A 14,579-nucleotide genomic window follows, 5' to 3' on the forward strand; every position below is an offset into this window, starting at 1 on the left:
GGCGAGCAGGGTGACGGGACGGTGGGTCACTTGACGGCTCCCGCTGTGAGACCCGAGCGCCAGAATCGCTGGAGGCCGAGGAAGGCCAGGACCAGCGGGACGACGGCGACGAGCGAACCGGTGATGACAAGGGGGTACAGCTCGGGCTGCTGGTAGACGCTGCGGTTCCACATGAACAGGCCGAGGCTGACCGGGTAGAGACGTTCGTCGTTCAGCATGGTCAGCGCGCCGTAGAAGTTGTTCCAGATGGCCGTGAAGGTGAACAGGAAGATCGTCACAAACCCGGGCCAGAGCATCGGGAACGACACGTGGGCGAAGACGCGCAGTTCACTCGCGCCGTCCATCCGGGCGGCGGCGAGCACCTCGTCGGGGACGTATCCCTCGGCGAACACCCGGGCCAGGTAGACCCCGAAGGGGTTGACGAGGGCGGGCACCAGATAGGCCCAGTAGGTGTTGACGGCCCCGGCCGCCGAGGCCATCAGGTAAAGGGGGAGCTGGAGCACGGTGGCCGGCACCAGGACACCGGCGAGCACGACGCCGAACAGCCGTTCCTTGTGCCGGAAGTCGTAGGCGTGGAAGGCATATCCGCAGGCCACGCTGATGAGCGCGGACAGGACGGAGCCGACCACGGTGTACAGGAGGCTGTTGCCGAGCCAGCGGCCGAAGATGCCGTCGTTGTAGGCGAAGACGTCGTGGAGGTTGTCGAGGAGGTTGAAGTCGCCGAAGGAGTAGGGATCGGTGGCGAAGAGGTCACGCCGGTTCTTGGTGGCCGCCATGACCAGCCAGGCGAGGGGCATCAGGGTGTAGGCGGCGACCAGCAGCAGGGCGGCGTTGACGGCGGTCTTGGAGAGGAGGGCGGAGGAACGGCGCCGCGCGGGGGCGGGGGCGGGGGTGTGGGCGGGAGCGACGGGCCGGGTGAGCGTGTGGGTCATGCGTCCCTCCAGCGGTTGCCGAGCGTGGTGACGACGTAGGAGGCGGCTCCCGCGACCAGGGCGAGGAGCAGGGCGCCCGCGGCGGCGAGGCCGTAGTCGTGGCTCTTGAACGCGGCGCTGAAGACGTACATCGTCGGCGACCAGGATTCGCCCATCTCGTTGGCCCGGAGCTGGAGCAACTGCGGTGCGTCGAAGAGCTGGACGGCGCCGACACAGGTGAAGAGCACGGTCAGGATCAGGGTGGGCCGGATGCTGGGCACCTTGACCTGGAAGGCGGTGCGGATGGCTCCGGCGCCGTCCATGGTGGCGGCCTCCAGGGTTTCCCGGGGTACGGCCTGGAGCCCGGCAAAGAAGATGATCATGTTGTAGCCCATCCACTGCCAGGCCGAGACGTTGACGACGGACAGCAGGGCCTCGTCACGGCCGAAGAAGTTCCAGGAGAGTCCGGCGCCGTCGAGGACGTCCAGGACCGGGCTCAGACCGGGGGTGTAGAGGTACAGCCAGATCGCGGCGGCGATCAGGCCGGGGACGGCGTGCGGCAGGTAGAAGGCGATCTGGAAGAACCGTCTGGCCCGGGCGAGGGCGGAGTCCAGCAGCAGGGCGAGCACCAGCGCGCCGCCGACCATGACGGGGATGTAGAGGAGGCAGTAGACGGCGACATGGCGGAAGGAGGCCAGGAAGAGGGGATCGGTGAGGGCGTTCGTGTAGTTCCCGAATCCGCTGAACACGCGCCGCGTGCCGCCGAAGCCGAGGCCGGACTGCTCGTCGTGGAACAGGCTCAGCCAGGCGGCGTAGGCGATGGGGGCGACGGTGACGAGGGCGAAGAGGAGGAAGAAGGGGGCCATGAAGAGGAGGGGAGCGGAACGGAACCGCGTCCCGGCTCCGCCCGCGGCGGCGAGCCGGCGCGGGCCGCCCGCGCCCTCCCTCCCCGGGGCCGTTCCGACCCGAGCCGCGGTCGGCCCGGGGTGGCCCGTGCTCGCCTCGGGGTGGTGCGGGGGCATCAGTTGGCCAGGCCCAGGCCGCGGGCCTTGATGGCTTTCTCGGCGGCGCTCTGGCCCTCGCTCAGGGCCTTGAGCTGGTCGGCCCCGGCCGCGTTCTGGGCCGCGTTGACCTGGAGGTGCGTCGGGCCCCAGGTCCAGCCGGGCACGATGGTGTCCGCCGCCGCGCCGGCCAGGGCGTAGGGGTCCTGCCCGGCGAAGTACGAGGCGTCGAACAGCTTCGAGGCCGCCACCCGCATCTCCGGGTTGGCCGGCAGGGCGCTGCTGGGAGCCTTCAGCGAGCTGAGCCGCGCCTTGACGGCTTCCGGGTCGGTGGTGACCCACGCGATGAACTCCGCCGCGGCCTTGGTGTGCTTGCTGCCCTTCGGCACGATGTAGGAGGTGCCGCCGTACATGCCCGTGGCGGGCTTCCCGTCCCAGGTGGGGAGCGGGGCGATGCCCCACTTGCCCTTGAGGTCCGGGTAGCTCGCGAGGAAGGTACCGGCCGTCCAGGCGGCGCCGATGACCGTCGCGACCTGACCGGACGAGCGTTCCTTGGCCTCGCCCTCGCCCCACAGCGGGGTCTTGGAGGCCAGTCCCGCATCGAGCAGGCCGTTCCAGTACGTGGCCACCTTCCGGGAGGCCGGATCGTTGATGGCGACCTTCCACTTGTCGCCTTCGGTGCCGTACCACTTGGCGCCCGCCTGCCAGGAGAGTCCGGCGAGCACGGCGGGGTCGCCGCCGCCGAAGTTGGTGATCCGGACCGAGGGGTCGGCCTTGTTGATCTTCTCCGCGGCCTGCTTGTACTCCTCCCACGTCGTCGGCACGGCGACCCCGTGCTTCTCGAAGATGTCCTTGCGGTAGAAGAGTTCGAGCGGGGTGACGTCGAAGGGCACCGCCCAGGTCTTGCCGCCGAGGCCCACCAGGGACTGGACCGCCTTGGGGAACTTCTCGGCGACGAGCTTGCCGGAGGTCGCGCTCAGGTCCTCCAGGTTGCCGCCGCTCGCGAACTCGGGGAGCGCGGAGTAGTCCATCGTCGCGATGTCCGGCGCGTTGCCGCCCTTGACGGCGTTGGAGAGTTTGGCCGCGCCGTCCGGCCCGCCGGGCACGGCCGAGAACGTCACCCGGATGTTCTTGTGCGTCTTGTTGAAGGCGTCCGCGGTCTGCTGGGCGCCCGCGCTGGAGGACCAGTAGGTGAGGGTGACCGGCTGATCGGCCGGGCCCGCCGGTTCGGCCGACGCCCCCGTCCCCTCCTTGCCGCCGCACGCGGTGGCGAGCAGCGCCAGCGAGGCGACCGAGGCGGTGAGGGCGAGACGGGTCAGGCGGGAGGAGTGCGGGCGAGGGGAAGGCAGGCGGGAGGAGTGCAGGCGGGAGGAAGGCAGGCTGCGCGACATGTTTCGACTCCTACGGACGACCGCTGCGGGCGGCGGATGGGAGAACGCGGCCCATCTTTTGTCCGAACGCGCACACCGTCAAGAGCGAACGCACAACTCGATCGAAACAATCAGATCGACTCCTCCTTTATGAGCGAATGGTCAACCGGGGGAGCAGCTCCAGATGCTGCCGCGGCCCGCCGTCCGGCCCGTACGCCGCCTCGTCGGCCCCCGACAGCCGGTCCAGCAGCAGCTCCGCCGCCCGCGCCCCCACCTCCCGTTTGGCCGGGGCGACGGCCGAGAGCGGCACGTCCGCCAGCCCCGCCACCTCGTCGTCGTACGTGATCACCGCCAGGTCCTCCGGCACCCGCACGCCCCGCGCCTGGAGCCGCGGGATCAGCATGATCGCGTCCGTGTCGCTGTGGATCAGCGCGGCCGTGACCCCGCCCCCGGAGACCGCCTCGCACAGGTACTCCAGGGTTCGCGCGAACCGGTCCGCCACCGACAGCTCCGCGACCGGCGTCGCACCCGGTCCGGCCGTCGGCCACGGCGGCGCCGGTTCCAGGCCGAGCGCGGCCACGGCCGCCTCGTACCCGGCCCGCAGCCGCGCGCTCGTCGGCGTCTCCTGGCAGGCCAGCGCGATCCGCCGGTGGCCCAGCCCCACCAGGTGCTGGACCGCCCGCGCCGCGCCGTGGGCGTGGTCCGACACGACCCGGTCCAGTGCGGCCGCGGGGTGCCCGGGCGGGGCCCACCGCTCCACCAGCACGGTGGGAACCGGCAGCTCAGCGGTCCAGGCGCCCTCGCCGGGCCCCGGCGATCCGGCGTCCCAGTTCGGGGTCAGCAGCAGCCCGTCCGCCCCCGTGGACAGCAAGCGGTCGGCCTGGGTCCGGTCCTCGCCCGGAAGGTACCGGGTCAGCCCCACGGTCAGCCGCGCGCCCCGTGCCTCGACCACCTCCCGGGCCCCGCGCACCACCTCCGCGTAGTAGTACTCGGTGGTCGGCACGACCATGCCGACCACCAGGCCCGCCGCGTCACCCGTCCCCGCCCGGTCCGCCGCGCCCCGCGCGCCGGGCCCCGCCGCGCGCCCCGCGGCCCGGCCGTCCGTCCCCGGGGCGCCCGAGCCCCCCGGGGTCTCGACCCGGCTGATCACCCCGTGCATCCGCTGGATCTCGCCCCGGGCGGCCATCGCCTCGATGTCCCGGCGCAAGGTGACGGGGGAGACGCCCAGCTCCTGGGCGACGTCCGCGACCCGCACGCTGCCCCGGGCCCGGACGAGCGCGAGCACCTGCGCCTGGCGCTGGTCTACATGTGGTCTCAAGGGGTCCCCCTGGGCTGTTCTGCCGGTGCTGGTACGCGCTCTTCCGCGCGCTGTGCGCGCTCCCCGCTCATCATAGAGAACCGAGAGCACCTGAACGATCGATTCGATCGTTTCCGATCAACTCGTCATTGACGGCGTGCGCGTCGCGTTCATATATTCGGCGTCGTCCGGCACCCCTCGCACCGCACGGCACGGGAGTCAGCGCATGCTCACGCACGACCAGGACGGATTCCGGCGCGCAGGCCGGCCCCACCGCGTCATCTCCGGGGCCCTCCACTACTTCCGGGTCCACCCGGACCTGTGGGAGGACCGGCTCCGCAGACTGCGCGCCCTCGGCGTCAACACCGTGGACACCTACGTCCCCTGGAACTTCCACGAGAGCGCCCCCGGCAAGGCCGACTTCACCGGCCCCCGCGACCTCGCCCGCTTCCTGCGCACCGCCCAGGACCTGGGCCTCGACGCCATCGTCCGCCCCGGCCCGTACATCTGCGCCGAATGGGACTTCGGCGGTCTGCCCGCCCGGCTGCTCGCCCGGGACGGGCTGCGCCTGCGCTGCTCCGACCCGCGCTTCGAGGCCGAGGTGGACGGCTGGTTCGACCTCGTCCTGCCCGAACTGCTGCCGCTGCTCGCGAGCCGGGGCGGTCCGGTGGTCGCCGTACAGATCGAGAACGAGTACGGCTCCTACGGCAACGACACCCGCTACCGTGCCCACGTCGAGCGGGCCCTGCTCGAACGCGGCGTGGACTGCCTGCTGTTCACCGCCGACGGCCCCGAGGACGCGATGCTGCAAGGCGGCATGGTCCCCGGCCGCCTCGCCACCGCCACCTTCGGCGCCCGCCCGGCCGAACGCCTGGAGGCGCTGCGCCGCTACCAGAAGAGCGGACCGCTGGCCGCGATGGAGTTCTGGCTCGGCTGGTTCGACCACTGGGGCGAGGACCACCACGTCCGCGCCGTCGACGAGGTGGCGGCCTCGCTCGACGAACTCCTCGCCACCGGCGCCTCCGTCAACCTCTACATGGCCCACGGCGGCACCAACTTCGGCTTCTGGGCGGGCGCCAACCACACCGGATCCCGGCCCGGCGAGGCCGGCTACCAGCCGACCGTCACCAGTTACGACTACGACGCCCCCATCGGCGAGGCCGGTGAACTGACCGCCAAGTTCCACGCGTTCCGCGAGGTCATCGGCAAGTACGCCCCGCTGCCGGACGGTCCGCTGCCCGAGCCGCCGCCCCGGCTGGCGCCCGCCCTCGCCACGCCGACCGGCCGCGCCCCGCTCGCGGCGCAGCTCGACGCGCTCTCCACGGTCGTGCACCGCCCGGCGCCGGAGCCCATGGAGAAGCTGGGCCAGGACTTCGGCATGATCCATTACCGGACCGCCATCACCGGGCCCCGCCCCGCCATGCCCGTACGGATCGACGGCCTCGGCGACCGCGCGTACGTGTTCGCCGACGGGGTGCCGCTCGGCATCCTCGACCGGAACGCCCTCGACGAGGGGCTCGACCTCCCGGTCGGCGAGGCCGGGGTGGTCCTCGACGTACTGGTCCGCGCCCAGGGCCGGGTGAACTACGGGCCGCTGCTCGACGACCGCAAGGGCATCTGGCGCGGTGTCCGCCACGGCCACCAGCACCTGTTCGAGTGGGAGATCAGGCCGCTGCCGCTCACGGACCTCACCGCCCTGGAGTGGACCGCCCCGGACGCGGCCCCGGCCCCGGCCGCCCCCACGGAGACCCGGCACGATCCCGCCTTCGAGGACCCCGCCTTCCACCGCTTCGCCCTGACCGTCCCGGCCCCCGCCGACGGCTTCCTCGACCTCTCCTCCTGGGGCACCGGCCTGATCTGGCTGAACGGCTTCCTCCTCGGCCACTACGACACCCCGCGCGGCCCCCAGCGCACCCTCTACGCCCCCGCCCCGCTCTGGCGCACCGGCGAGAACGAGGTCGTCGTCCTGGAACTGGAGCGCCCCGGCGCCGACCTGCCCCTGCGCGACACGCCCGACCTCGGCCGCCGCAAGGTCGTCACCCTCCAGTGAGAGGAGCGCCGTGACGGCACGCGCCGCCCGTTCCCCGGACCCGGGCGCGTAACGCCCGTACGCCGCCTCCCCGGGCGGGGGGAGACGGCGTACGGAGCGAACGGGGGGCCCAGGGGGCGCAGGGCTCAGGACACGATGTCCTTGCGCCCGAATCCCCGGAAGGCGAGGGCGAACAGCACCAGCGCGTACGACACCGACACCGCCGTCCCCTTCACCATCCCGCCCCACTCCAGGTGCGGCTGGAGGGCGTCGGCCCAGGCGAACTGCCAGTGCGCGGGCAGGAACTCGCGCCAGGAGCCGAGCGCGGTCACCGCGTCCAGCACGTTCCCGACGATGGTCAGCCCGACCGCCCCGCCGACCGCGCCGAGCGGGGCGTCCGTGCGGGTCGAGAGCCAGAACGCCAGCCCGGCCGTGACCAGCTGTGACACGAAGATGAAGGCGACCACCAGCGCGAGCCGCGGCAGCGTGTCCCCGGCCGCCAGTTCCCCGCCGGTCGGCAGCTTCAGCGGTCCCCAGCCGTAGGCGGCGGTGCCCGCCGCCAGGGCCACCACCGGCAGCAGCACCATCGCCGCCAGGCTGAACCCGAGCGCCACCACCAGCTTGCTCCACAGCAGCCGGGCCCGGGGGACCGGCGAGGCGAGCAGGTAGCGCAGCGAGGACCAGCTGGCCTCCGAGGCGACCGTGTCCCCGCAGAACAGGGCGACGGGCACCACCAGCAGGAAGCCCGCCGAGACGAACAGGCAGGTCGCGGCGAAGTTCGCGCCGGACGCGGTCGCCGTGTCGATGAGGGTGATCCGGCCGTCCCGGCCCCCGCCGCCGCCCTGGGAGCCGCCCACCGCGAAGGCGATGATCATGATGAAGGGCAGTGCGGCCAGCACCCCGCCCATCACCAGGGTGCGGCGCCTGCGCCACTGCCGCAGGGCCTCGACCCGCAGCGGCAGCGTCCGGCTCGCCTGGTACCCGGCCGCCACTTCCTGAGCCTCTTGTGGTTCCACTTCCCGTACGGCGCTCACGCCGGACCTCCGATCAGGGTCAGGAACGCGTCTTCCAGCCGCCGGTGCGGACCCACTCCGGTCACCGGCACCTCCAGCCGGACGAGTTCGGCGATGAGCGTGGTGGCCGTGGCCCCGTCCAGCCGGACGAGCAGCCCGTCCTCGGCCGCCACCACGGAATCCACGCCCTCCAGGGCCGCCACCTTCTCGACGGCCGCTTCGCCGATGGGCCCCGCCAGGGTCACCAGCAGGGTGTCCCCGCCGCCGGTGATCTCGGCGACCGGGCCGGCCTGGACGAGCCGTCCGCGGTCCATGACGACCAGGTGCGTACAGGTCTGCTCGACCTCCGACAGGAGGTGGCTGGAGACGATGACGGTCCGGCCGCCCGCCGCGTAGTCGATCATCACGTCCCGCATCTCGCGGATCTGCGGCGGGTCCAGACCGTTCGTCGGCTCGTCGAGGATCAGCAGGTCCGGCATGCCGAGCATGGCCTGCGCGATGGCGAGCCGCTGCCGCATGCCCTGCGAGTACGTCCGTACCGCGCGCTCCAGCGCGTCGCCGAGCCCGGCGATCTCCAGGGCCTCCGCCATGTAGGAGTCCGCGGCCGGACGGCCGGTGGCCTGCCAGTACAGCTCCAGGTTGGCGCGGCCCGACAAGTGCGGCAGGAAGCCCGCGCCCTCGACGAACGCGCCGACCCGCGACAGCACCGGGGCGCCGGCCCGCACCGCGTGCCCGAACACCCGGATCTCGCCCGCGTCCGGCGAGATCAGTCCCATCAGCATCCGCAGGGTGGTGGTCTTGCCGGCGCCGTTGGGCCCGAGCAGCCCGAGCACCTGGCCCTTCTCCACCCGCAGGGACAGGTCGCGGACCGCGTACCGGTCCTGCGACTTCGCGTACCGCTTGGTCAGTCCGGTGATCTGGAGCGGTACGCCGTCCAGCGCGGCCTCGTGCTCCGGCCCGCCGGGCACGGCTCCGTCCGGGGCGGTGGCGCGCGTACCGTCGCCGCGGCGCCGGATGCCCAGGAGCGCGGCGGCCAGCACGGCCGCGCCGAGCGGCAGCCCCCAGGTCCAGGCGGGCAGCCCGGCCGAGGCGGTGCGCACGGCGTCGACGACCGGCACGGTGAGCGTCCCGTCCGCCGTGGAGACGGCGTACGTCGCCGGGGCGGCCGGGGTGGCGTAGCCGAGGTCGGTCGCCGCGACCACCAGGCGCAGCCGGTGGCCGCTCTGGACGCCGTAGTCGACGGCCGGGAGCGCGAGCTTCACCTCGGCGCCCTGGGCGGCGTTCTCCACCCGCACGGGTGCGACCAACTGGCTGGGCAGCACCTGCTGGCGCCCGTCGGGCCCGACGTCGTACACCTTGCCGAAGAGCACGGCCGAACCGTCGGCGGCGCTCGACCTCACCTTCAGGGTGACGGTCGGGGTGCCGGTGATCCGCAGTTCCTTCTCCAGCGGCTTCGACTCGAAGCTCGCGTACTGCCCGGGGAAGTCCAGGGCGAAGCTCGCTCCGAGCCCCGCGAGCTGACCGCCGATCCCCGGCAGCGAGGAGAGCGCGGGGGGCGCGCCGCCCGCGGGATTGGCGAAGCTCTGCTCGGCGCCCGTCAGCGCGATCTTCTGCCCGCCCGCGGCCAGCCCCGGGTAGTGCTCGTCGGACGCGCCGCGCAGCTTGACCGCGCCGTCCGTCGAATCGATTCCTCCGGTGCGCGAGACGCGGAACGCCGGGCCCGTGTCCGCCGCGGTGTCCTGCTTGAGGTAGCGGTCGAACCAGGCGGTGACCCGGCCCTGGATCCGGTCGTTCTCCGTCATCCCGCCGTCGTGACCGCCCGCGGCCCAGTCCACCGCCACCGGCGCCCCGTTCTTCGCGAGCGCGGCGGCCATGGCATCGGCCTGGCCCAGCGGGAAGAGGGAATCGGCCTGCCCCTGCACGATCAGGGCGGGCGCCTTGATCCGGTCCCCGACCGCGGACGGGCTGCGCCGTTCCAGCAGCTCACGGGCCTGCTGGTCGGGCTTGCCCGCCACCGCCACCCGTTCGTACATCGCGCACAGCTCCGGCTGGAAGCGTCCGCAGCCGGGCGCGGCCAGGGGATCGACGGGCCCGGCCGCGGCCGCGCCCGGGGCGCCACCGGGCTGCATGCCGCCCGCGGAACCGGTCGTGAAGAACACCCCGGCCCAGAGCTTCTTGAAGACGTCGTTCGGGAAGAGCGAGTCCGCGAGGCTCCAGTAGGTGATCTCCGGAGCGATCGCGTCCACCCGCGGGTCGTAGGCGGCCGCGAGCAGCGAGATCGCGCCGCCGTACGAGGCGCCGCTCACGCCCACGCGCGGATCCCCGGCCGCGTCGAGCCGCACCTCGGGGCGGGTGGCGAGCCAGTCGATGAGCCGGGAGACGTCCTTGACCTCGTACTCGGGATCGTTGAGGCCGATCTTGCCGCCGGAGCGGCCGAAGCCGCGGGCCGACCAGGTCATGACCGCGTACCCGTCGCGCGCCAGCTGTTCGGCCTGCGCCCGGACGTCGTCCTTGCTGCCGCCGAAGCCGTGGGCGAGCAGCACGGCGGGCCGTTTCGCACCGCCCCCGGCGGTGAAGTAAGAGGTGTCGATCGCGGCGCCGGGCATCTCGATCATGCGGTCCTGGCGGTGCACGGCCGGCGCGTCGGCGGCCGAGGCCGCGGCGGTCCAGGTACCGGCCCCCGCGACGACGGCGAGCGCGGCGGCGCCCGCGAGCAGGCGGCTTCGGCGGCGCCGGGGCAGTCGGAGCTTCATACGGAGACCCTAATCGCACGGGCGCTCCGGCCGGAGCGCCCACGGGCGGACCTCCGCACCTCCTCAAGGAGTACTCCGCCGGTCCGGCGTACCGCGGGCGCGGTACGCCGGACCGCGGGAGGATGGCCGCATGCTGCTGGCCGAGGTCGCGCGGGTGTCCCGGGAAGTGGCCGGGACCTCCGCCCGGTCGGAGAAGGTGGCGCTGCTGGCCGCACTGTTCGCGGCCGCCCCGGCGGACGAGGCCGCCCTGGTGATCTCCTACCTCGCCGGGCGGCTGCCCCAGGGCCGCCCCGGCGTTGGCTGGCGGGCGCTGAGCGAGGAGATCCCGGCCGCCGCGCAGGCCACGCTGACCGTCCGCGCGGTGGACACGGCGGTGACCGCGCTGGCCGGGGTCGCGGGGGCGGGCGCGCAGGGGGAGCGGCGCCGGATCCTCGCGGAACTGCTGGGCGCGGCGACCGCGCAGGAGCAGCGGTTCCTGCGCGCCCTGCTGTCCGGAGAGGTGCGGCAGGGGGCGCTGGACGCGGTGGCGCTGGCCGCCGTCGCCGGGGCCGCGGGCGTGCCGCAGGCCGCGCTGCGCCGGGCGGTGATGCTGGAGGGGTCGCTGCCGCGGGTGGCCGGGGCGGTACTGGCCGGGGGCGCGGAGGCGCTGGACGCCTTCACGCTCCGGGTGGGCAGGCCCGTACAGCCGATGCTGGCGAACACCGCGAAGTCGGTGGCGGACGCGCTGGCGGCGCTCGGGCCCTGCGCGCTGGAGGAGAAGCTCGACGGGATCCGGGTGCAGGTGCACCGGGACGGGGACGAGGTGGGCGTCTACACGCGGTCGCTGGACGAGATCACGGGCCGGCTGCCCGAGGTGGTGGAACTGGCCCGCTCGCTGCCGGGGGACCGGTTTGTCCTGGACGGCGAGGTGATCGCGCTCGCGGCGGACGGGCGCCCGGTGCCGTTCCAGGAGGTCGCGAGCCGGGTCGGCTCCCGGACGGACGTGGCGGCGGCCCGGCTGGCGCTGCCGGTGACCCCCTTCTTCTTCGACGTCCTGGCCGTGGACGGCCGGGCGCTGCTGGACCTTCCGGTGCGCGAGCGGTACGCGGCGCTGGCGGCCCTGGTGCCCGAGGACGCGCGGGTACGCCGCTTGGTGGCCGAGGACCCGGAGGCGGCGGGCGAGGCCGCCGCCGCGTTCTGGTCGGCGGCGCTGGCCCGGGGGCACGAGGGGGTGATGGCCAAGGCACTCGATTCGGTCTATGCGGCCGGGCGGCGCGGCAAACACTGGCTGAAGGTGAAACCGGTGCACACGCTCGATCTGGTGGTGCTCGCGGTGGAACGCGGCCACGGGCGGCGCACCGGCCTGCTGTCGAACCTGCACCTGGGCGCACGGGCCGCCGACGGGACGTACGCGATGCTCGGCAAGACCTTCAAGGGGCTCACGGACGAGCTGCTGCGCTGGCAGACGGCGCGGCTGGGCGAGCTGGCGGTGGAGGACGACGGCTACACGGTGCGGGTCCGGCCCGAGCTGGTGGTGGAGATCGCCCACGACGGACTCCAGCGGTCCTCGCGCTATCCGGGCGGGGTGGCGCTGCGCTTCGCGCGGGTCGTCCGTTACCGCCCGGACAAGCCGGCGGCCGAGGCGGACACGCTGGAGGACGTACTGGCCCAGGGGGCGTGGGGAGCGGGAACGGGAGCGGGAGCGGGAACGGCTGACTGACCACAGGGGAGCGGATGGTTTTGCCTCTGAGGCAAGAGAATTGCCAACCGGGCAAGATTTCTGACTCAATCAGGGCATGAACCCCGGTCCCGCCGAGCCGTCCGCCACGGTCGCCCCCCAGCTGCGCGAACTGCGCCGCCGTGCCGGGCTGACCCTGGAAGCCGCCGCCGCGCGGGCGGGGCTCTCGCCCGCCCACCTCTCCCGTCTGGAGACCGGCCGCCGCCAGCCCTCGCTGCCGCTGCTGCTGGAACTGGCCCGCACCTACGGCACGACGGTCTCGGAACTGCTGGGGGAGACCCCGGCGGTCGCCGACCCCATCGTACGGGCCGGGGGGCCGGGCGCCCGCGAGGCCGACGGCTGGACGTACTGGCAGGCGGGCGGTCCGGGGCGCGGGATGCAGGCGCTGCGCGTGCACGTCCCGTACACCAGCGAGCGCGGCGAGCTGGTCCGCGTGCACCCCGGTGAGGAGTGGCTGTACGTCCTCAAGGGGCGGCTGCGGCTGTACCTGGGGGAGACCCGGCACGTGCTGGAGCCGGGGGACAGCGCGCACTTCGATTCGCTGACCCCGCACCGGATCGGCGCGGCCGCCGAAGGCGGCGCCGACCTGCTGTTCGTCCACACGCTGCTGCAGAGCAGCCTCGCCGGGCTGTGCCTCGGCGGCGCGGCCACCACGCACCACTGAGAGCAGAGGAGCCGCACCGTGTCCTTGGGAGAGAACGTGTCATCAGAGGTGTCGGAGGTGTCGGAGGTGTCAGGGGTGTCAAAGGCATCGGAGATATCGGAGGTGCCCGCCGAGCGGCCCGCCGCCCGCAAGCGCATCGAGTCGAAGTTCCCGCGCGGCCTGATCATCCGGCTGACCGTGTACCTGTTCGTCGGCCACCTCTTCGCCTTCTTCGTCTACCTGCTCTTCGTCCTGGGCGCCAAGAACCAGTGAGCCCGGCCGTCCTGAGCCCGGCCGTCCTCGTCGCGGCGCACCCAGCCCAGGACCAGCAGGGACGCGACCGCGGCGAAGGCGCACCAGGTCGAGGCGAACTCCAGCCGCCACACCAGCGCGCAGAGCGCCGCCCCGGCGGCCAGCACCGCCCCGAGGACCCGCAGCAGCCGGTCCCCGGCCAGCAGCAGTGAGCCGAGGGTGGCGAACAGGTACCCCGCGAGCACGAGGGGTACGCACGGCACGCTCACCCCGTAGCCGATGACGTGTCCGCGGATCTCGGCGGTCACCGGGCGGGTGGCCAGGCAGTACGTGAGCACCCCCGCGGTGGCGAGCCCCACGGCGGCGGGCGGGAACAGCCGCCGCCGCACCGCCGGGGAGGCTCCGGGCCCCGCCGCGAGCAGCACGCCCAGCGGTACCCACACGGCCAGCAGCGGCAGGGCGATCACCGCCCAGGCGGTGGCGGCCGGGCCGCGGCCGCCACCGGAGTGCCAGAGCGCGGCCTCCACCAGTTGGTGGGCGCCCAGCAGCAGCGGCAGCGCGGCGACCGGCAGATCACGGGCGCGGCGCGCCCGCACCACGCAGAGCAGCCCGACGGCGGTGATCGCCGAACCGGCGGCCAGGTCGGCCGTCGCGCTCCAGCACATGGGGCTCCCGGCGCAGGAGTGACAAGGGATCTCCACGGTACGAGCCCGCCCGGGAGTCCGCCACACCACAGATCTCCGCAAAAACCCGACAACGCTCCGAAGATTATTGGCCGTCGTCGTCGACGACGTGACCATCACCGGCGCGGGCAGCTGATGGACCGTGGTCAAGGGCAAGGGCGTCGGGTTCTACGGCAAGGACGCGGCGGCGGGCGGCAGCCGGGGCGTCCACCTGTCCGGCTTCGCCATCGAGGGCGATGTCCGCGAACGCGTGGACACCGACCAGGTGAACGGCGTCGGCGGGGCCATGAGCGACTCCACCGTCGACGGCCTGTACGTCCACTCTGGTTCGACGGTCCGATGAGCGGTCTCAAGGTCACGCGCAACGTCATCGCCGACCAGATCGCCGACGGCCTCAACTTCCACACCGGGGTCACGGACTCCCTGGTCCAGGACAACGTGGAGCGCAACACCGGTGACGACGGCCTCGCGCTGTGGTCCGAGAAGACCGCCGACGCCCGTGACACCTTCTCCCACAACACCGTGCAGAGCCCGACCCTGGCCAACGGGATCGCGGTCTACGGCGGCTCCGACACCACGGTCGCCGACAACCTGGTCGCCGACCCCGTCCGCGAGGGCAGCGCCCTGCACGTCGGGTCCCGGTTCGGCGCCGAACCCTTCACCGGTGCGCTGCGGATCAGCGGCAACACCACCGTCCGGGCGGGCACGTACGAGCTGAACTGGAACATCGGCCTCGGCGCGATCTGGTTCTACGCCCTGGACCGGAGCATCGACGGGGCGGACATCCGGGTCACCGGGAACAGCTTCCTCGACCACAGGCCCCTGGCTCGCCCCGTGGGAGCTGCCCAACGCGCTCACCTACGACGACCGGCCGCCGGTGGTCGCCCCTCCCACGCCGCCACCCTGGTGA

Annotated in this window: 11 protein-coding genes and 1 pseudogene; 5 read left to right on the top strand and 7 right to left on the bottom strand. The window is 73.3% G+C overall.

Translation table 11 applies throughout. From position 1 onward, the window contains the following. Positions 1-26: 26 nt before the first annotated feature. From OHS33_RS32425 to OHS33_RS32440, 4 genes are all read right to left on the bottom strand, one after another. Complete coding sequence (locus OHS33_RS32425) at positions 27-932, bottom strand: carbohydrate ABC transporter permease (RefSeq protein WP_330333976.1); 906 nt, start codon at positions 930-932, stop codon at positions 27-29. Continuing rightward, positions 929-1,777 carry a carbohydrate ABC transporter permease gene (locus OHS33_RS32430; protein WP_330333977.1) on the bottom strand — a complete coding sequence of 283 codons (849 nt, stop codon included), beginning with the start codon at positions 1,775-1,777 and terminating at the stop codon, positions 929-931. Before OHS33_RS32430 ends, OHS33_RS32425 begins: the two co-directional genes overlap by 4 nt. Before the next feature lie 155 nt (positions 1,778-1,932). Beyond that, on the bottom strand, positions 1,933-3,303 hold the full coding sequence (locus OHS33_RS32435) for an ABC transporter substrate-binding protein (protein ID WP_330333978.1): 1,371 nt from the start codon (positions 3,301-3,303) through the stop codon (positions 1,933-1,935). 127 nt (positions 3,304-3,430) lie between these two features. Continuing rightward, on the bottom strand, positions 3,431-4,600 hold the full coding sequence (locus OHS33_RS32440) for a substrate-binding domain-containing protein (protein ID WP_330333979.1): 1,170 nt from the start codon (positions 4,598-4,600) through the stop codon (positions 3,431-3,433). A 205-nt stretch (positions 4,601-4,805) separates the two neighbouring features. On the opposite strand from OHS33_RS32440, the gene OHS33_RS32445 reads away from it, so the two are divergent. Continuing rightward, complete coding sequence (locus OHS33_RS32445; protein WP_330333980.1) at positions 4,806-6,629, top strand: glycoside hydrolase family 35 protein; 1,824 nt, start codon at positions 4,806-4,808, stop codon at positions 6,627-6,629. 125 nt (positions 6,630-6,754) lie between these two features. Here the strand turns inward: OHS33_RS32445 and OHS33_RS32450 are convergent, their stop codons facing one another. Next, a complete protein-coding gene (locus tag OHS33_RS32450) occupies positions 6,755-7,642 on the bottom strand; it encodes an ABC transporter permease (RefSeq protein WP_330333981.1) in 888 nt (295 codons plus the stop codon). Beyond that, positions 7,639-10,374 (bottom strand): alpha/beta fold hydrolase, encoded by a 2,736-nt coding sequence (locus OHS33_RS32455; RefSeq protein ID WP_330333982.1) that lies wholly within the window; start codon positions 10,372-10,374, stop codon positions 7,639-7,641. The genes OHS33_RS32450 and OHS33_RS32455 overlap by 4 nt, the downstream gene beginning before the upstream one ends. A gap of 130 nt (positions 10,375-10,504) precedes the next feature. Between OHS33_RS32455 and OHS33_RS32460 the strand changes: the two genes are divergently transcribed. The 3 genes from OHS33_RS32460 to OHS33_RS32470 all read left to right on the top strand — a co-directional run bounded on the left by OHS33_RS32460 (position 10,505) and on the right by OHS33_RS32470 (position 13,007). Beyond that, positions 10,505-12,073: an ATP-dependent DNA ligase gene (locus OHS33_RS32460; RefSeq protein WP_330333983.1), complete on the top strand. Its 1,569-nt coding sequence runs from the start codon at positions 10,505-10,507 to the stop codon at positions 12,071-12,073. Positions 12,074-12,149: 76 nt separating this feature from the next. Then, the gene (locus tag OHS33_RS32465) at positions 12,150-12,755 is read left to right on the top strand and encodes a helix-turn-helix domain-containing protein (RefSeq protein ID WP_330333984.1); all 606 of its coding nucleotides are present in this window, start codon (positions 12,150-12,152) and stop codon (positions 12,753-12,755) included. A 75-nt stretch (positions 12,756-12,830) separates the two neighbouring features. Continuing rightward, on the top strand, positions 12,831-13,007 hold the full coding sequence (locus OHS33_RS32470; RefSeq protein ID WP_443065378.1) for a DUF6126 family protein: 177 nt from the start codon (positions 12,831-12,833) through the stop codon (positions 13,005-13,007). Here the strand turns inward: OHS33_RS32470 and OHS33_RS32475 are convergent. After that, on the bottom strand, positions 12,971-13,651 hold the full coding sequence (locus OHS33_RS32475; RefSeq protein WP_330333985.1) for a DUF6629 family protein: 681 nt from the start codon (positions 13,649-13,651) through the stop codon (positions 12,971-12,973). The genes OHS33_RS32470 and OHS33_RS32475 overlap by 37 nt on opposite strands. Positions 13,652-13,763: 112 nt before the next feature. Between OHS33_RS32475 and OHS33_RS32480 the strand changes: the two are divergent. After that, positions 13,764-14,579, top strand: a pseudogene (locus OHS33_RS32480) (hypothetical protein); the annotation flags it as partial.

It is taken from the genome of Streptomyces sp. NBC_00536 (genome assembly GCF_036346295.1).
Lineage (GTDB): Bacteria > Actinomycetota > Actinomycetes > Streptomycetales > Streptomycetaceae > Streptomyces.